The following is a 17,393-nucleotide window of genomic DNA, read 5'->3' on the forward strand; positions in this document are numbered from 1 at the left end:
GGCTTCGCGGTCGCTGACCTTGCCCAAGGTTGCGATCAGTCTTTGTCCTCCCGAGAGGATTGCCGGTGGCCAAGAAAGCCGCATCCTTCGCCGCCCTGGGCGGCCTGGTATTTTCCACCGACGCAGGTCGTCATTGCCCGGATTGCAGCAAGCCGGTAGACGCCTGTATCTGCAAACAAACCGTGATCCCGGCCGGTGACGGCATTGCCCGCGTGCGTCGCGAAAGCAAAGGGCGTGGCGGCAAGACGGTGACCACCATCACCGGCGTGCCCCTGGCCGAAGACGCGCTCAAGGAGCTGGCGACGACGTTGAAGAAACGTTGTGGCACCGGCGGGGCGTTGAAGGACGGCATCATCGAAATCCAGGGCGATCACGTCGAGCTACTCTTGGCAGAGCTGGTCAAGCACGGTTTCAAAGTGAAGAAGTCCGGCGGCTAGCAGCCTCTGTGAAACCCTCCGGCGGCTTGATCCGGCTTCGAGTGTTCTCGGATCCGGCGTCGTCGCCATGGTTTTCACAGAGCCTGTTCATGACCGGTTTCTAAACTCCACGCAGTCAGTGCGGTCTACCGCCGCACTGACGAACCGTCATTTTCATTCTTTAGACTGCGCCGGCCTGAACGTCAGGCGACGCACTCTGACTTCTTTATAGGGGACTTCGATGTCCGTACGACGCACACGTAAAGACGATGGCAGCCAATGGACAGTTGCGGACAGCCGCAGCGTTTACGGGATTCGCCATTGGGGGGCCGGGTATTTCGCGATCAATGAAGCCGGTCGCGTCGAAGTACGTCCGAACGGCCCGAGCAGCTCGCCTATCGACCTGTTCGAACAAGTCGACCAACTGCGCAAGAGCGGTTTGTCCTTGCCGCTGCTGGTGCGGTTCCCCGACATCCTGCAAGACCGTGTCCGTCAGTTGACCGGCGCTTTCGATTCGAACATCGAGCGCCTGGAATACCAGAGCAAATACACCGCGCTGTACCCGATCAAGGTCAACCAGCAGGAAGCGGTGATCGAGAACATCATCGCCACCCAGAACGTCTCCATCGGTCTGGAAGCCGGCTCCAAGCCTGAGCTGCTGGCGGTGCTGGCGCTGGCGCCGAAGGGCGGCACCATCGTCTGCAACGGTTACAAGGACCGCGAGTTCATCCGTCTGGCGCTGATGGGCCAGAAGCTCGGCCACAACGTGTTCATCGTCATCGAGAAAGAATCCGAAGTCGGCCTGGTGATCGAAGAAGCCGCCTCGCTGAAGGTCAAGCCGCAGGTGGGTCTGCGCGTGCGCCTGTCGTCGCTGGCCTCGTCGAAATGGGCGGACACCGGTGGCGAGAAGTCCAAATTCGGTCTGTCGGCGGCGCAACTGCTGTCGGTGGTCGAGCGCTTCCGTGGCGCCGGTCTGGATCAGGGTATCCGCCTGCTGCACTTCCACATGGGTTCGCAGATCGCCAACCTGGCTGACTACCAGCACGGCTTCAAGGAAGCGATCCGTTACTACGGCGAGCTGCGCAACCTCGGTCTGCCGGTCGATCACATCGACGTCGGCGGTGGCCTCGGTGTCGACTACGATGGCACGCACTCGCGCAATGCCAGTTCGATCAACTACGACATGGACGATTACGCCGGTGTCGTGGTCGGCATGCTCAAGGAGTTCTGCGACGCGCAGAGCCTGCCGCATCCGCACATCTTCTCCGAGAGTGGCCGTTCGCTGACCGCGCACCACGCAATGCTGGTGGTGCAGGTCACCGACGTCGAGAAACACAACGACGAAATCCCGCTGATCGAAAACAAGGAAAGCCTGCCGGAAACCGTGCAGTGGCTGGTCGATCTGCTCGGCCCGACCGACATCGAAATGGTCACCGAAACCTACTGGCGCGCCACCCACTACATGAGCGACGTGGCCGCGCAGTATGCCGATGGCAAGCTGACCCTGGCGGAAAAAGCCCTGGCCGAGCAATGCTACTTCGCCGTGTGCCGGCGCCTGCACAACTCGCTGAAGGCGCGTCAGCGTTCGCACCGCCAGGTGCTCGACGAACTCAACGACAAGCTGGCCGACAAGTACATCTGCAACTTCTCGGTATTCCAGAGCCTGCCGGACACCTGGGCGATCGATCAGGTGTTGCCGATCATCCCGCTGCATCGCCTCGACGAAGAGCCGCTGCGCCGTGCGGTGCTGCAGGATCTGACCTGCGACTCCGACGGCAAGATCAACCAGTACGTCGACGAGCAGAGCATCGAAACCAGCCTGCCGGTGCACGCGTTGAATGAAGGCGAAGATTACCTGCTGGGCGTGTTCCTGGTCGGCGCCTATCAGGAAATCCTCGGCGACATGCACAACCTGTTCGGTGACACCGACTCGGTGAACATCTACCAGAACGCCGATGGCAGCGTGTACCACGCCGGTATTGAGACCCACGACACCATCGAAGACATGCTGCGTTATGTGCACTTGTCGCCGGAAGAACTGATGACTCACTACCGCGACAAGTGCGCCAGTGCCCGCATCAGTGCCAGCGAGCGCACGCAGTTCCTCGATGCCTTGCGTCTGGGCCTGACCCGCTCTTCCTATCTGTCTTCCTGAGACCCGATAGCGTTCCGCCCGGGTTGTCCGATTTTTTTCCGCAAGCTGTGGAAAATTCGGACAACCCGGTGGGACATCTCCTGAATTTTTCACGAAAACCTGTGCTGTCACGGTCAGCAAACTCCTCTGGTCTGCTTTTCGCGTAGGTCATTTCCTAAGTTGTACTTCGCCTCTCTACTCGGCCATGCCTCTCGGCGAGAATCCCCGGCCGCCCCTCCTGTAGAGATCCGCCCATGTTCGATCCAGTCAACGAGCCGTCGTTTCGTCTCGATGTAGCGGGCCTGTCCGACCCCTTCGAAGTTCTCGCCTTTACCGGAAGGGAAGCGCTCAGCGAACCCTTCGCCTTCGAGATCGATGTGGTGATCGACGATCCGCATCTGGATCTTGCCGGCCTGCTGCATCGTTCTGCGTTCCTGTGCTTCGGCCCGCCCGGCCAGGGTGTGCACGGGCAATTGCACAGCCTTGTCCAGCATGAGCACAGCCTTGGCCTGCGCTTGAGTCGAGTGCGTCTCGCGCCGAAGCTCGGCTGCCTTGATCTGCGTTTGAGCCAGCGCATTTTCAGCGGCCGCTCTGTGCCGCAGATCATCGAACAGGTGCTGCGCGAACATGGCATTGTCGGCCTGCAACGACGTTACGAGCTGCACAGCGACTACCCGCCCCGCACCTTCTGCACGCAATATCGCGAGTCCGATATGCAACTGCTCCAGCGCCTGTGCGCAGAGGCACGCATTCACTATTACTTCGAACATCACCCCGACAGGCACTGCCTGGTGTTCGGCGACGATCCGACGCGGTTGCCGCAGGCAGAGGTGGCGCGTTATGAAACCGAACAGCAGGGCGATTGCGTCGCATCGGCCGTACGCCAATGGCAACTGCACGAAGATTCACAGGTCGACCGGCGAGGAGCGAATGCCGAAGGACACAGTGATCTGCCCGCCTTGCGCAGTGGTCAGTGGTTGCCGCTGGACGACCATCCCTTCATCGAATGCAACCGCCCATGGTTGCTGACCCGCATCGAACACCGTGGCGATCAATCTCTCGAGCCGCCCTATGGCAATCGCCTGTTCGCGGCCACGCGCTTGCCAGCCTGTGCGCCTGCCGAGACGCAACCCAAGCAACGCATGCACAGCCTGCAGCGTGCCTGGGTGGTTTCGGTCGACGAAGCGCAACCTGATCGCTCGCGGCCGGTGGCGGTGCAATTCGACTGGCTCTATCAAGGCGAGGGCGCAGCGCCCAGCCATTGCTGGCTGCCGCTCGCGCCGACCCTGAACGATTTGCCTTCGGCGGCGCTGGCCGATGGCGTGGAGGTCGTGGTGAGTTTCCTTGAAGGCGATCCTGATCAGCCAATGGTCAGTGGCGTTCTGCAACCCCCGGCGCTGGCAGAGGATGCGATCGAGGGTGACCCGCCGTCACCGCTGCCCGAGCCGCTGGTCAGTGATGGCCTGCTGCAACTGTTGCAGTCTGGCGAGCCGTTGCTGCTGCTGTGCCTGATGCCGGGCGGTGGCAGTTTCAACCATTGCGCCGAGTCCGTGTGCAGTTGCCGGCTGCTCACCGCGCTCGATCAGAGCAGCGCACGATGAGCGGCGCGGCGCTTGAGCCGATGGCGCAATGGCTGTTGCTCGATACCCCGGACGCGGCACGCGCCCTGCTGACCTTGCGCCAGGGCTTCGCCGATGTGCAGCGTCACCGGTTGTTCGACGGCACCGAATTTCAACCGGTCAGTGAGCACGGACCGGTTCTCGTCGATTTGCGCGAGAGCCCGGCATTGACCGCCCTGTGTCTGCGCGATCCGGACACCTGGCGCGGCCTGTTGCTGAGCTGCGAGATACCGGCGCAGCAGCTGCTCAGCCACTTGCAGCGCATGCTTACCGTCTCGTTCGGTTTGAATCACCGGGCCTTGCTCAGCTATTACAACCGCCAGACCGCCAGCTACTTCTTCGATGCCTGTGACGCCACGCAACTGAGCCGCTGGCTCGGGCCGATCCGTCAGTTGCGCTGGTTTGGCGGGACCTGGGCCGACCGCGCCATCGGCAGTCAGGGCTGGCAACAGCTGCGCAATCCCGGCCTGCTCGTCGAACCGCTGGGCATCGAAGAAAGCCTGACCCGGCGCCAGCGCGAACGCCTGCAAACCTGTCTGCTGGAGCAACATATCTGGCGCTGGTGCCAGTCCCTGAGCGTCGATTACCAGACGATTTCTGTGCATGTGCAACAAGGCCTGGCACTGGGTTTCAGTGATCGCGCCGTGCTGGATGGCTGGCTGTGGCTGCGCCTGCTCAATCCGCGCGCGGTGCTGGTCGTGCCGCCGGCCGGTCTGACCCAGCTGGAACGGCTCGACTTTCTGCGTCGGCAGTGGGGCGCGGCGGAGTGACTGATGCCGTCAGTGAGCTTTGCCGCTGAACCAGCCATCGCTGCGTTTCAGCCACAGGGCTTGCGCGCCTAGGGTCACGCTGCGCAAGACCATGAACAGCAGAAAAGATATCCACAGGCCGTGATTACCCAAGGCCTGCAAGAACCAGGCGAATGGCAGCAACAGCAGCACCGTCAGCAGCATGCCGTTGCGCATTTCCCGCGCGCGGGTGGCGCCGATGAACAAACCGTCGAGCAGGTAGCTCCAGACCGCAATCAACGGCAGCACGGCTAGGTAGGGCAGATAGACGAACGCCGTGTCGCGCACGCTCTGGATATCGGTCTGCATCTCGATGAACAGGTGCCCCGCGAGCAGAAACAGCACGGCGAACCCGAGGCTGGCGATCAGCGACCAGCCGCCCGCCACCACCAGCGATCGACGCAAGGCCAGGCGATCCCGCGCGCCGATGGCATGCCCGCACAACGCTTCAACGGCGTGTGCCAGGCCATCGAGGGCATGGGCCGTCAGCAGCAGGCCGTTGAGCAGCAGCGCATTCGCTGCAACGGTCGCATCGCCGAGCCGCGCGCCTTGCACGGTGATCAGGAAAAACACCGATTGCAGGGCGAGGCTGCGGATGAAGATGTCACGGTTGACCGCCAGCAGCGGGCGCCAGCTCTGCCAGATTTTCAGCGCCGACCAGATGATCTGCCCCGGATAGGCGCGTAACGCCGTGCGCGTCAGCCACAGGCCGAGCAGGGCGCCGCTCCATTCGGCGATTACCGAAGCGCGTGCCGAGCCGACCACGCCCCAGTCCAGGCCGATGACAAACCACAGATTGAGCACAATGTTGATCAGGTTGGTGCTCAGCAGAATCGCCAGCGGCGCTCGGGCGTTCTGCGTGCCGAGGAACCAGCCGACCAGCGCATACGTCGCCAGCGCTGCGGGCAGCCCGAACAGGCGCGTGTGGAAAAACTCCCGGGTCAGTAGCTCCAGCTCCGTCGACGGCTGCATGAAGTGCAGGGCAACGCCGCTGAGCGGCACGCCAAGAGTGCCGAGCACGACGGCCAGCCCCATCGCCAGCAGCAGGCCCTGCAACAGAATCTGCCGCAACGCCGCGCCATCGCTGCGCCCGGCAGCCTGGGCGGCGAAACCGGTGGTACCCATGCGCAGAAAACCCATCGCCCAGGCCAGAAAGGTGTAAAGACTGGCGCCGACCGCCACCGCGCCCAACTGATGGGCATGCGGCAGGTGACCGATGACAGTGCTGTCGACCAGCGCCACCAGCGGTACGGAAATATTGGAAAGAATCATCGGCGCGGCGAGCGCCCAGACCTTGCGGTGAGTCGGGCGGTCGCGCCAGTCGGTAATCAGAGAGGACATGCAGGCTCCTTGGGGGAGCGGGGATTGTAGCGAGTCATGCCGTTCAATGTGGGAGCGAGCCTGCTCGCGAAGACTGACCGACTTCGGCTGTGCCGGCCATTCGCGAGCAGGCTCGCTCCCACAGGGTGGCGGTGGTGTTAATGGATGATCCAGCTCAACAACCACAACCCCAGCAGCAACCAGATGATCCCGGCAATGATCGACGCGTTCATGAACGCCCGAATCGCCGACCACAGCAGCATCAAACCGACGATCAGCGCGATGATGCTGATGATCGAAGTGTCCATCCCCAGCGTCTGCGCCAGGCCGTCGACAAAGTTGCTGCCGGCATTGCTGAGCATATTGAACAGGCCACTGAGGCCGTCGACGATAAAACGGATGACCGAACCGAGTGCCTGGCCGAGCCATTCGAAAAAGCTTTCTACGCGCATGTGTGCATCCCGATGAAAGAGCTGAGCCTTGGGCCACACCGAGGGCGGCCGAGTTCCCTGCATGATAGAAGGTTTGCCCGGATCCTGTGTGGGAGCGAGCCTGCTCGCGAAGGGGGCGTGTCAGGCAAATCCGGTCTGGATGATCCACCGCCTTCGCGAGCAGGCTCGCTCCCACAATAGATCATCTGCGCTGCTTGCCTTCAGCCCGCATCCCCCCGAAGCTATGCGTCTTCAGGAGAGCCCGATGAACCTTGTAGAACTGACCGAACGCCTGCACGCCATTCGTGACCGCAATGACTGGCGGCAATTTCACAGCCCGAAAAACCTCGCCATGGCCGCCAGCGTGGAAATGGCCGAGCTGGTGGAAATCTTCCAGTGGCTGACGGAAGACCAGTCGCGCCAGTTGCCGGCGGATAAACTGGCCCATGCCGGGCAGGAAGTCGGCGATATCGTCCTGTATCTGTTGCTGCTGTGCAGCGAGTTGGGCCTGGACATGAATGAAGTGGTGCGCGCCAAGCTCGCCGACAGCGAACGGCGGTTCAGCTGATGAGCGACCGTCATTTCGATCAGTTGGCCACGCGCTTCGCCGAAAAAATCTACGGCGGCGCCAAAGGCGCGATTCGCCTCGCCGTGTTGCAGGCCGACCTGAGCGAGGCCTTGCCGGATCGTCCGCTGCGCGTGCTGGATATCGGCGGCGGCCTTGGGCACATGTCGCTGTGGCTGGCCGAGCGCGGCCATGACGTCACCTTCACCGAACCGGCGGAACCGATGCTCGAGGGTGCGCGCCAGCGTTTTGCCGAAGCCGGACACACCGCGACATTCATTCAGGCGCCGTGGCAGGAACTGCCCGGTCAGCTCAACGAGCCCTACGATCTGGTGATCTGCCACGCCGTGCTGGAATGGCTCGCCGAGCCCCACGCGATCCTGCCGGTGCTGCATCAACTGACCAAGCCCGGCGGCTGGCTGTCACTGGCGTTCTACAACCGTGATGCGCTGATTTATCGCAATCTGCTCAAGGGCCACTTCAAGAAAATGCGCAAGAACGTCATGGCCGGCGAGAAGCAGAGCCTGACCCCGCAACAACCCCTCGACCCACGGGAATTGGCAACGCAACTCGCCGGAATGTGGCAGGTCGAAAGTCAGAGCGGCGTACGGGTATTTCACGATTACATGCCGGTGGAATTCCAGGCCCGCGCCGAACTGGCGGACTTGCTGGAAATGGAACTCGCGCACCGTCGTCACCCAGGCTTCGCCGGGCTTGGGCGTTACTTGCACTGGATCTGCCGGCCGATCTGAGCGGAGCGCGACATGAAAGCTCGATGCGGGTTATTGCTGATAAGTCTGGGGTTGGCCGCTTGCCAGGGCAGCAACCCCTACGTGGCCCAGTCACGGCCCTTGCCGCCGGCACCGCCGCAAGCAGCCACTACCTTCGACCGTAGCGCCTACCCGGCGCCGCCGCGTGATTACGGGCGCTACCGCAATTGGGCCTGGCGCGACGGCCAATTACCACCGGGGACGGCGTGGGCCGATTCGGCGCAAGTGGCCGAGGCGGTCAGCAACGCCCTCGACCAACGCGGCTTGCGGCCGATGCGCGACAACCGCCCGGCTGACCTGCTGGTCAGCGCCGACCTGCGTCTGGAAACCCGTTTGCGTCAGGTGCGCGATGATTACGGCTACTACGGCGGATACGGCGGCTATGATCGTTATGGTCGCGGTTACGGCATGTACAACAGCGTGCCGGTCATGCGCACTTATCAGGAGCAGGTCGTGGTGGTGCGGGTCGATCTGTTCGATGCTGGCAATGGTCAGCCAGTGTGGAGCGCCAGCGCCGAGACCGGCACCCAAGGCAATCAGATCGAACGCGCCGATGCGATCCGCGAGGCTGTGGAAAAAGCCATGGCGGCGTATCCTCCCAGCTGACGTCGTGTCAGCAGGTTCATGTCTTCACCCGGAGAAAAATCATGTTCCGCCGTCTCGCTCTACTCGCTGTTGCCGCGCTGCTCAGTGCCTGCGCCGCCAATCAGGTCAATCACGATTTCGACGCCAGCCGCGACTTTGCCGCTTATCGCAGCTGGAGCTGGAAAGACCCGGCCCTGCAATATCGCCCCGATGATCCGCGCATCAAAAGCGACCTGACCGAACAGCGCATCCGCCAGGCGGTGTCCGATCAACTCGATCAGCGCGGTTTACGCCCGGCTGCCGGCGGCGGCAACGGTGATCTGAGCGTGCAGACCTACCTGATCGTCGAGGACCGGCAGCAGCAAGTGACGACCAATTACGGCGGCGGTTGGGGTGGCCCGTGGAACGGCTACTGGGGCGCGCCGATGTACAACGAAACGCGCAACATCACCTACAAGGTCGCGACCATTCAGATCGACCTGCTCGACGGCAAGGACGGCAAACTGGTCTGGCGTGGCAGCGATGAGCAAATGCTCAGCAGCCGCCCGAATCCCGCCGATCGCAGCAATGCCATTCGCGAAACCGTCGCAAGGATTCTGGCCAACTATCCACCGCGTTGAACCGCTCTGAACCGTCCCTGTGGGAGCGAGCCTGCTCGCGAAGGTGGTGTGTCATAGAGCATTGAATCCTCTGGCACGACGCTTTCGCGAGCAGGCTCGCTCCCACAGTGGCGGTGGTGACAGGAATGGCGCGACGCCAGCACTCTCGACCGACCGCGTCTACACTCTTTTTCATTAACGGAGGTAGCGCTCGGCACTGCGCCGGCAAAGGAGTGCGCCATGTCGCCAGGATCGCAAGGCAACGGCCCGGCCCGGCAACGCGGGGCGATCGGCTTGATGGCGGCCGCCACCCTGAGTCTGGCGCTGGTGATGATGTTGCTGGTGGTCGACAGCGGTCGCTTGTACATGGAACAGCGCAAATTGCAGCGGGTGGTGGATACCGCCGCCCTCGAAGCGGTCAGTCGCGGCGGCAACTGCCTGCCCGGGCTGACCGCCGCCAGTTATGCCGGGCAGAGTGCACTGCGCAACGGTTACGTGGTGGACGCCGCCAATACACTGGCGACCACCTGCGGCACACTGGCCACCGCTGCCAGCGGTATGCGCAGTTTCACTGTCGATGCCACGCAATCAAGCGCAGTCAAAGTCGCTGCCAGTCGTACGGTCACCAGCAGTTTTGCTGGCGGTGTGCAGGCGCTGTTCAGTGCCACGCCGGTCAGCCTCAACACCACACTCAATGCTTCGGCAGTCGCGGCCAAACCGCAGCCGACCGTCGCCCAACTGAATATTCGCAGCACCCTCGCCAGCATCGACACGGCGCAGTCGAACATCCTCAATCCGCTGTTTTCCGGGTTGCTCGGCGGCAACGTCAACCTCACGGCGGTGGGCTGGGACGGCTTGCTGCACACCGATATCAACCTGCTCAAATACCTCGATCAACTGGCCATCGACCTCAACCTCGGTGCCGGCAACTACACGCAATTGCTCAACACCCAAGCGACCGTGACGCAGTTGATTCAGGCAGCTGCGACCGTGGTGCAGCTCAACGGTGCGACCGCGCAAGTGGTCACCGCGCTGGGCCAGTTGCAGGCCGCCGCCATCAATGCGGCGCCGGTCAGACTCGGCGAGATCCTGCAGCTGCAAACCGGCACCACGGCGGCGGGGTTGGATGCCAATCTGCAATTGCTGCAACTGGTGCAGGGCGTGGTACAACTGGCCAACAGCAAGAGCGCGGTGGCGGCGAACTTGCCGGTCAACGTGCTGGGGCTGGCCGGTGTCACGGTGCGGGTCAAGGTGATCGAGCCGCCACAGTTCTCGGCGATCGGCGACCCGGCGCGGGCCAAGGCCGATCCCTTGGGACCGGACCGGATATATGTGCGCACTGCGCAGATTCGCACGATGTTATCCGTCAACCTGCCAGTGTTGTCGGGAGTGACAGGGCTAACGAACGCGGTGCTGGGATTGGTCGGTACGCTGACGCCGACGCTCAATGCGCTGTTGAGCCTGAATCTGGTGGACACGCTCAATTCAGTGTTCTGCCTGCTGGGTGCCGGCTGCCAACAGCTCGATCCGAAGCTGCTGCCCTCACCGCAGATCGACATCGCGCTGGATGCCGGCGGGGCGAAAAGCTATGTCACCGATTACCGCTGCCCGACCGACGACAGCGGCAGCAAAAGCCTTACCGCCGCCACCACAACCTCTCTGGCTGATCTCAAGCTCGGCAAGATCGATCCTGTCGCGGCGTTCTCTTCAGTCGCCGAACCAACGGTGGCGCCGTTGCCGCTGGTCGATCTTGGCATCATCACCTGCCACAGGATTCTCGGCATCGGCAGTTGCGATGCCGCCTCCCACGTGCAATACGGCGCGGGCGGCATCGCCATCAAACTCGACACCAGCGTCGCGCAGACCACGCAGAATCTGCTGTTCTCCAGCACCACACCCTTCGCCACCCCGGCCAATCTGAAACTGCCGCCGAGCCTGCTACCGGCCGCGCCGACCAGCAACATCGTCGGCAGCCTGGCGAACACGCTTTCCGGCATCAACCTGATCGTCTACAAACCCGTGGGCAGCAATCCGCTGGGCGCTATCGTCACCGGTGTGGCTTCGTTGATCAGCGACGTCAGCAACCGCTTGTTGCCGGTGGTCACCGGGTTGATCAGCCCCTTGCTCGACCCGCTGCTGAACAATTTGCTCAAAGGCCTGGGCATCAATCTGATGAACACCGAGGTGGGCGCCAACATGACCTGCGGGCAGACCGGCAAGGCCTATCTGGTGATCTGATCATCCGTGGCAATCGGCAATTCGATGCAGAACCGTGCGCCCTCCGTGGAGTTGCGCACGCTCAATTGCCCGCCCATGTTGGCGATGATGCCGTAGCTCACCGACAGGCCCAGACCGGTGCCGACGCCAATCGGCTTGGTGGTGAAGAACGGCTCGAAGATCCGCTCCAGCAAACGCGGATCGATACCGCCGCCATTGTCTTCGACCCACAGCCGCACGCTTTCCTCGTCGCGCTCGGCGTAGATCGAAATCCACGGCTTGAACGTTGAGTCGCCCTCGCGTTTGCCGAGCAGGGCGTCGCGGGCGTTGACCATCAGATTGATCAGCACCTGCTCCAACTGATCGACGTAGCCGCGCACCTGCGCCTCGAAACCGGTCTCACTGATGCGCAGATCGACACCTTTGCCGCGCATGCCTTCGGCCAGTAGCGACAGGGTGCCTTCGATGGCCTGGGCCGGGTTGAACAACTGTTGTTCGATTTCCGAGCGCCGGCCGAATACACGCATGTGGTCGACCACCTTCGCTGCGCGTTGAACCTGAGCGTCGATGCGGTTGAGTTTGTCGGTCAGGTAATCGACCTTCACATCACCGTTGCCGAGGCGCTTGAGCACGTTGACGATGGCCATGCGCATGACGTTCAGCGGTTGATTGATCTCGTGGGCAAGGCCGGTAGCCATTTCGCCGAGGGTGGCCATTTTCGCGCTTTGGGTGAGTTGCTGTTGCGAGCGGCGCACCTCGGTGTTGTCGCGGCCCACCGCTTGCACTTCGATCAACTGTCCCTGCTCATCGAACACGCCGCGATCCGACCAGACCCACCAGGCGTGTTCGCGTCCGGGCAATTGCAGGCTGATTTGCGCTGTACTCACTGGCTGTTGCGGCGTCAGTTGGCTCAAGCGCTGAACGAACGCTGCGCGCTGTTCATCGGACATCCAGCCACCCAGATCAACCCCGGACAGTTGTTCCGGGGTGCATTCCAGATAAGTCGCCAACGGTCGGTTGCCAAAGATCAGCGTCAGGTCAGGGCGATAACGGCAGATCATCGCCGGCGAGTCCTCGACCAGAATCCGGTAGCGCTCTTCGCTTTGCCGCACCTGCTCGGCGGCAAGCGTCGCGTCGGTGACATCCAGCCACAGGCCCACCGCCTCGACCGGCAGGCCGAGATCGTTGCGCAGCAGTTTCGCTTCATCGAGCAGCCAGTGGTAATCGCCACGGCTGTCACGCAGGCGATAACGCGCACGCACCGAACCTTCGCGCAACAACTGGCGGTTGCGCTGGAAATACAGTTCGCGGTCGTCGGAATGGACGTGCTCGACCAGTGTTGCTGCATCGCAATCTTCCAGCGTCCAGCCCAGCAAGGGTTGCAGGCTGGCGCTGAAAAACGCCGGGATCAGCGCGCCTTCTGCATAGCGCTGCACGTAGATCACCGCCGGCGAACTGGCGATAAGATTGTCCAGTCGCGCATGGGCGGCGGCGGCGCGCTGTTGTTGATTCTGGATATCGCTGATATCGAGCATGAACCCCACCAGACGCCGATGCTCACCGGTGCCGCTGACCTGACCCTGAATCCGATACCACGTCGCTGCTGCGCCGGCCTCCGCGCGGTGCAGACGCACGCTCAGGGTCAGCGCTTCTCCTTGCAGTTGCAGGGCGCGCAAACGGCTGCGCAACTCGTTGCGGTCGGCGGGATGAAACAGCGACAGCCAGTCTCCTACCGGCAGCAGGCGATCGCTGAGATTCAGTGCCGAGGCCAGCGTCGGCGCCAGGGCAATCTGCTCTGCGCCACTGACTTCCCACCAGCCAGTGCCAAGCAGATGTTGCAGAGAATCGAGCCGCTCCATCGATTGCACATGACGCTGCTCGCGCAAGCGGCTGAGCAGCGGCCCGGCCAGCGCGCCGGCCAAGGTCAGCCAGTCGCGATCGGTCAGCCATGGCGCCACGTTGTCGACCGTATAAAACCCGCAGAGCAGCCACGCGACCACGCCCTGGTCATTGCTGTAGGGCACGGCGAAACCGTTGGCGTTGCCGAACGTGGCCTGCAATCGCGAATGCTCATAGCGGCCCTGCGGGCCGGCGAGGCGTTGCGGCGCGCTGCCGTTGAGGCTGTCCAGCGGCGTGCCCAGCGGCTGGCCGTCCTCCCACAGTTGCGGGGCGTCGTGGCCACGAAACTGTTGATGAATCTGCCAGCCCTGGGCCTGTTCATCGAGCAGCGCCACTGCCAGACAGGGGATGTGCCAGCGCTGGGCGATGGCCTGCAATTGTTCACCAAGCACCGTCGGCAGACGCGTCAGACTGCACGTGCGCAGACGATCGCTGACCTGCGCGGCGAGGGTCTGGCAGGCGTCGCGATCGCGCGCTTGCTGACGTTCGAGCAACAGGTCGGCGATGTCGAGCATCTGCAGTTGCCAGCCATCGTTTAGTGGCTGCACCCAGCCGCGAAGGTGCAGGGGCTGACCATTGAGCCCGGAAAAGTCGAGATCGAGGAGTTGCCCCTGCCAGTCCCTCGGCTGACCTTCGATGGTCAGCAGACTGTGCGGCAGCAGATAGACGCTGAGCGGCAGCGGCTGACCCTGGGGTTTGTGCTGGGCGAGCAAATGCCGCAGCGGGCCGGCGATCTGCAATACATCGCCGTTGCCATCCAGATAAAAATGCAGGCCGATCGGCGGCGCGCCGAGGTGGTCCGGCAAGTCGTGGGCTGCGACGGGGGCGCGCTTGAGCAAGCGCCCTAAAAGCTTATCGCCTGCGGTCAAAATTGCAGGCTCGAGCTGGCGGTCAGGTGCGTCGGCAGATTGGGCACCGTGCCGATCCCGGGCAGCACCAGAAACGGCATGATCTGATTGAGCTTGCTCACCGGGTAATTGACGCTGACGGTCAGGGTGCCAGTCCCCGCGTCGTACGCCGCACTGGTGTCGGTGCCGACCACCAGATTCAAGGCCGAGGGCAGCCATTGCAGTTGTTGGGTCAGCGCGGCATTGGCGGTGTTGACCACCGCCGTCGAATAGTTCGGCGTGGCCGGGTCGACCGCAACGCTGCGGCGCACCGCCTCGGCAGTGGCCTGGTTGAACGATTGCATCATCACGAAGGGCAGGCCGTAGCTGACCAGCCCGTAAAACACTGCGAAAAAGATGATGAACACCAAGGCGAATTCGATCGCCACCGCACCTTTTTGCGACCTGCGAAAGCCGTTTTTCATGCGTGCGTCTACCCTGACAGTCACTGCGTAGTATCAGCATAGAATCAATCAGGCAAAACGGACGGCTTTCAGCGGATGCAGATTTCTCTCGTTCTGATCTGGCTGGCGATCTGCGCCGCGCAGGATGCCCGACAGCGGCGCATTTCCAACCTGTTGACCTTGGGCGCGGGCGCGCTGGCGCTGGTCTGGTTGCTGGCGACCGGCAGCACCTGGCTGGGCGCCGATGCGGGGCAGGGCGGCTGGGCTTGTCTGATCGCTTTGCTATTGACGCTGCCGGGTTATTTCCTCGGCCGCATGGGCGCTGGTGATGTGAAATTAATGACAGCCCTGGGTCTTGCGACGAACGGCGTGTTTGTTCTTGGTGCGTTTATCGGCGCGGGTGTGGCCAGCGTACTTTGGCTGCTGCTCGCGCCAAAAGTCTGGCCCCATATGGGTCAATGGCTTAGAGAGCTTTTACGCCATCTCGCCCCGGACAAGTCAAAAAAGCTGCCATTTGCGCCGTTCGTGTGGGTAGGTGTAGTGCTTTCGCTGTACTGGGTTGCCTGATCGCGGGGTGCCACTAGTCCTATGTACATAGTAGGAAAGTGGGTCTACTTTCAACGCAGGTGAATACGCCACCAAAGTGCAGGAATCGTCAGCGTTGGCCCGAGCAATGGAGTGGTTCGTGAACAAGCCTAATTCGGTAAAAATCCTCGTGGTCGATGATCAGCCGCTGATCGTCGAAGAACTCTGTGAGTTTCTTGAGAGCAGTGGCTACCGTTGCGTGCCGTGCGACTCGAGTCTTGAAGCCATCGAGCTGTTCAGGGCGGATCCGGACATCGGTCTGGTGCTGAGCGATTTGCACATGCCGGATATGGATGGCATCGAGTTGATCCAGGCGTTGCAGCGGCTGGCCGGCAAGCAGCGGGTGTTCGAAGCGATCATGCTCACCGGGCGCGCCGACAAGCAGGATGTGATCAAGGCGTTGCGCGCGGGGATTGCCGATTACTATCAGAAGCCGATTGATCTGGCAGAGTTGCTTGAGGGTGTGCAGCGCCAGGAACTGGCTTTGCAGGAACGGCAGAAGAATCTGCATCTGGGGCATTTGAATCAGAAGTTGCAGTTTTTGTCCGAGTCGATTGATGACCTTTATCAGGATCTGGACAAAGTGCGGCGCTCGCCTGCGCCGGTGGTGAGTGATGGTGAGCCTGAGTCCGTGGAGATGCCGGCGGTGTTCAGTCAATTGTCGCCCAGGCAGTTGGACGTGGCGCGGTTGGTGGGCAAGGGGCAGACCAATTATCAGATTGCCTGTGAGTTGGGGATTACCGAGAACACGGTGAAGTTGTATGTGTCGCAGGTGTTGCGGTTGACGCATATGCATAATCGGACGCAGTTGGCTTTGGCTTTGTCGCCCAGTGGGTCTGCTGGGCGGCAGCGGGTTACGGCGCATTAATCGGTGAATATCCGTTGCTGCGGTAACGGCTTCTTAGGGTTTCGCCCTTACGGCGAGTCCCTTTTGGCAAACGCCCCAAAAAGAACCAAAAGGTCTGCGCCCTGACGTTCGGCCCCTCGCTGGGGCTCGGTGTTCCTTCGCTCCGGGATCGATCCTGGCGCAGCGGCTACGGTTTGCTTCGCTGCACCTCCTTCCGCTGTGTACGACTGCGTCGTACGGTCGCTGCGCTCCCACGCCCGGATCAATCCCTCCACTCAGCCTGCCGACGGGCTCCCAGATCAAGATCAAGGTCAAAAGCTACTCGAGCTTGCGCTCATTGTTGAGTGGTGCGGCTTCGCCGCGGGCAGCTGCGCTGCTTTTGCTTTCTGTGGGAGCGAGCCTGCTCGCGAAGGCGGCCTGACAGCCGACCTGTTCTTAATTGGTACGTGATTCAACTGTAGGAGCTGCCGAAGGCTGCGATCTTTGCTTTTGCTTTTGCTTTTGCTGTTCTGTAGAGAGTGAGCCTGCTCGCGATGAGGCCAGTCGGTCCGCCGATAACTCGAAGTCGTTTAAATCTGTTTCAAAATAACCAGAACCTTCCCACAAGGTTTTCAGGTTGTCCGTCGGACGTCGGGTCACTAGTCTCTGGCTGTCGTCGAATCTTCGGCGATCGGGTGTGAGAACCCTGCTACTTATGGTCATCCAGTATCTGTGCACGCATAATCGCCGCCAGCTTGTCCGCTGTCTGCAATGTGTCATGGCGGCTGTGTGCGGGCAGACTTCGGTCTGGCCGGGTGTCCATAACCGGTATTCTCACCCCGCATACAGTTGCCACCATTTGCCCCGTGAGAATGGCATTGGGTCGCACCGCAGATTTTGGAGAGCCGTTTCAATGGACAAACTGATCCCAGACCCACCCCCATCCCCCACCACCCCGCTCGAAGACGCCATGCGCGCCGACGATCTTGTGAAAAACCGCGAAGCGATAAAACGCGCGCTCGATTTCTATCTCTGCCCCGAACCTGCAAGACCGCACCCGCCCAGCGCTGTTCATGGTGGTGCCCAATGTCGATACCGAAAGCCTGTTGGCGCATGCCTGTGAGTCGCTGGCGTCAGCGAGTGCGATGGCGAGTAATTTCGCTGGCGAGTTGAGCGGGTTTCAGCGCAGCACGGCGTTGGCGATTCAGCAGATTGTCATGCTGGCCGAGCTGGCGGTGAATCGGGCGCTGGATCGGGTTGATCCGCAGACCTGACCTGCGACCGCTTTATCGTTCTTCGCGAGCAGGCTCGCTCCCACAGGGGAAATGCATTGCAAACTGTGGGAGCG

15 protein-coding genes and 1 pseudogene are annotated in these 17,393 nt (G+C 62.0%); 12 read left to right on the forward strand and 4 right to left on the reverse strand.

Annotated features, from left to right (window positions below):
- The first annotated feature begins 65 nt into the window (after positions 1–65).
- From ND528_RS19395 to ND528_RS19410, 4 genes are all read left to right on the forward strand, one after another.
- Positions 66–437: a translation initiation factor Sui1 gene (locus ND528_RS19395; RefSeq protein WP_263470946.1), complete on the forward strand. Its 372-nt coding sequence runs from the start codon at positions 66–68 to the stop codon at positions 435–437.
- Between the two features lie 220 nt (positions 438–657).
- Entirely contained in the window at positions 658–2,571 is a 1,914-nt protein-coding gene (gene speA, locus ND528_RS19400) for an arginine decarboxylase (protein ID WP_016771856.1), read from the forward strand.
- A gap of 233 nt (positions 2,572–2,804) precedes the next feature.
- Positions 2,805–4,151 (forward strand): type VI secretion system Vgr family protein, encoded by a 1,347-nt coding sequence (locus tag ND528_RS19405; RefSeq protein WP_263470947.1) that lies wholly within the window; start codon positions 2,805–2,807, stop codon positions 4,149–4,151.
- Entirely contained in the window at positions 4,148–4,939 is a 792-nt protein-coding gene (locus ND528_RS19410) for a DUF4123 domain-containing protein (protein WP_263470948.1), read from the forward strand. Before ND528_RS19405 ends, ND528_RS19410 begins: the two co-directional genes overlap by 4 nt.
- A 9-nt stretch (positions 4,940–4,948) precedes the next feature.
- Here ND528_RS19410 and ND528_RS19415 read toward each other — a convergent pair whose 3' ends face one another.
- Positions 4,949–6,298: an MATE family efflux transporter gene (locus ND528_RS19415; RefSeq protein ID WP_262138829.1), complete on the reverse strand. Its 1,350-nt coding sequence runs from the start codon at positions 6,296–6,298 to the stop codon at positions 4,949–4,951.
- A 137-nt stretch (positions 6,299–6,435) separates the two neighbouring features.
- Complete coding sequence (locus tag ND528_RS19420) at positions 6,436–6,729, reverse strand: hypothetical protein (protein ID WP_016771853.1); 294 nt, start codon at positions 6,727–6,729, stop codon at positions 6,436–6,438.
- A 244-nt stretch (positions 6,730–6,973) separates the two neighbouring features.
- Here ND528_RS19420 and ND528_RS19430 point away from each other — a divergent pair, with 244 nt between their 5' ends.
- From ND528_RS19430 to ND528_RS19450, 5 genes are all read left to right on the forward strand, one after another.
- A complete protein-coding gene (locus ND528_RS19430; RefSeq protein WP_016771852.1) occupies positions 6,974–7,276 on the forward strand; it encodes a MazG-like family protein in 303 nt (100 codons plus the stop codon).
- Positions 7,276–8,025, forward strand: coding sequence for a methyltransferase domain-containing protein (locus ND528_RS19435; RefSeq protein WP_263470949.1), 750 nt, complete (start codon positions 7,276–7,278; stop codon positions 8,023–8,025). The genes ND528_RS19430 and ND528_RS19435 overlap by 1 nt, the downstream gene beginning before the upstream one ends.
- A 12-nt stretch (positions 8,026–8,037) precedes the next feature.
- Complete coding sequence (locus ND528_RS19440) at positions 8,038–8,649, forward strand: DUF4136 domain-containing protein (protein ID WP_073471800.1); 612 nt, start codon at positions 8,038–8,040, stop codon at positions 8,647–8,649.
- Positions 8,650–8,690: 41 nt separating this feature from the next.
- Positions 8,691–9,248, forward strand: a complete 558-nt coding sequence (locus ND528_RS19445; RefSeq protein ID WP_263470950.1) for a DUF4136 domain-containing protein — start codon at positions 8,691–8,693, stop codon at positions 9,246–9,248.
- Positions 9,249–9,467: 219 nt separating this feature from the next.
- Entirely contained in the window at positions 9,468–11,465 is a 1,998-nt protein-coding gene (locus ND528_RS19450; RefSeq protein WP_263470951.1) for a pilus assembly protein TadG-related protein, read from the forward strand.
- Here ND528_RS19450 and ND528_RS19455 read toward each other — a convergent pair.
- Entirely contained in the window at positions 11,450–14,212 is a 2,763-nt protein-coding gene (locus ND528_RS19455) for an ATP-binding protein (protein WP_263470952.1), read from the reverse strand. The two genes, ND528_RS19450 and ND528_RS19455, sit on opposite strands and share 16 nt — an antisense overlap.
- Positions 14,209–14,655 (reverse strand): TadE/TadG family type IV pilus assembly protein, encoded by a 447-nt coding sequence (locus ND528_RS19460; protein ID WP_263470953.1) that lies wholly within the window; start codon positions 14,653–14,655, stop codon positions 14,209–14,211. The genes ND528_RS19455 and ND528_RS19460 overlap by 4 nt, the downstream gene beginning before the upstream one ends.
- A 75-nt stretch (positions 14,656–14,730) precedes the next feature.
- Here ND528_RS19460 and ND528_RS19465 point away from each other — a divergent pair, with 75 nt between their 5' ends.
- The 3 genes and pseudogenes from ND528_RS19465 to ND528_RS19475 all read left to right on the forward strand — a co-directional run bounded on the left by ND528_RS19465 (position 14,731) and on the right by ND528_RS19475 (position 17,319).
- Positions 14,731–15,201, forward strand: a complete 471-nt coding sequence (locus ND528_RS19465) for an A24 family peptidase (RefSeq protein ID WP_263470954.1) — start codon at positions 14,731–14,733, stop codon at positions 15,199–15,201.
- A 106-nt stretch (positions 15,202–15,307) separates the two neighbouring features.
- Positions 15,308–16,087 (forward strand): response regulator, encoded by a 780-nt coding sequence (locus tag ND528_RS19470; protein WP_269077029.1) that lies wholly within the window; start codon positions 15,308–15,310, stop codon positions 16,085–16,087.
- 871 nt (positions 16,088–16,958) lie between these two features.
- A pseudogene (locus ND528_RS19475) lies at positions 16,959–17,319 on the forward strand (DUF6124 family protein).
- Positions 17,320–17,393: the final 74 nt, after the last annotated feature.

It is taken from the genome of Pseudomonas mercuritolerans, from assembly GCF_025706525.1.
Lineage (GTDB): Bacteria > Pseudomonadota > Gammaproteobacteria > Pseudomonadales > Pseudomonadaceae > Aquipseudomonas > Aquipseudomonas mercuritolerans.

Bases quoted from the DNA above. Each gene is read 5' to 3' on its own strand.
- ND528_RS19460 (WP_263470953.1), bottom strand. From the start codon at position 14,655: ATGAAAAACGGCTTTCGCAGGTCGCAAAAAGGTGCGGTGGCGATCGAA.
- ND528_RS19430 (WP_016771852.1), top strand. From the start codon at position 6,974: ATGAACCTTGTAGAACTGACCGAACGCCTGCACGCCATTCGTGACCGC.
- ND528_RS19470 (WP_269077029.1), top strand. From the start codon at position 15,308: ATGGAGTGGTTCGTGAACAAGCCTAATTCGGTAAAAATCCTCGTGGTC.
- ND528_RS19435 (WP_263470949.1), top strand. From the start codon at position 7,276: ATGAGCGACCGTCATTTCGATCAGTTGGCCACGCGCTTCGCCGAAAAA.
- speA (WP_016771856.1), top strand. From the start codon at position 658: ATGTCCGTACGACGCACACGTAAAGACGATGGCAGCCAATGGACAGTT.
- ND528_RS19415 (WP_262138829.1), bottom strand. From the start codon at position 6,298: ATGTCCTCTCTGATTACCGACTGGCGCGACCGCCCGACTCACCGCAAG.
- ND528_RS19450 (WP_263470951.1), top strand. From the start codon at position 9,468: ATGTCGCCAGGATCGCAAGGCAACGGCCCGGCCCGGCAACGCGGGGCG.
- ND528_RS19445 (WP_263470950.1), top strand. From the start codon at position 8,691: ATGTTCCGCCGTCTCGCTCTACTCGCTGTTGCCGCGCTGCTCAGTGCC.
- ND528_RS19410 (WP_263470948.1), top strand. From the start codon at position 4,148: ATGAGCGGCGCGGCGCTTGAGCCGATGGCGCAATGGCTGTTGCTCGAT.
- ND528_RS19465 (WP_263470954.1), top strand. From the start codon at position 14,731: ATGCAGATTTCTCTCGTTCTGATCTGGCTGGCGATCTGCGCCGCGCAG.
- ND528_RS19405 (WP_263470947.1), top strand. From the start codon at position 2,805: ATGTTCGATCCAGTCAACGAGCCGTCGTTTCGTCTCGATGTAGCGGGC.
- ND528_RS19420 (WP_016771853.1), bottom strand. From the start codon at position 6,729: ATGCGCGTAGAAAGCTTTTTCGAATGGCTCGGCCAGGCACTCGGTTCG.
- ND528_RS19440 (WP_073471800.1), top strand. From the start codon at position 8,038: ATGAAAGCTCGATGCGGGTTATTGCTGATAAGTCTGGGGTTGGCCGCT.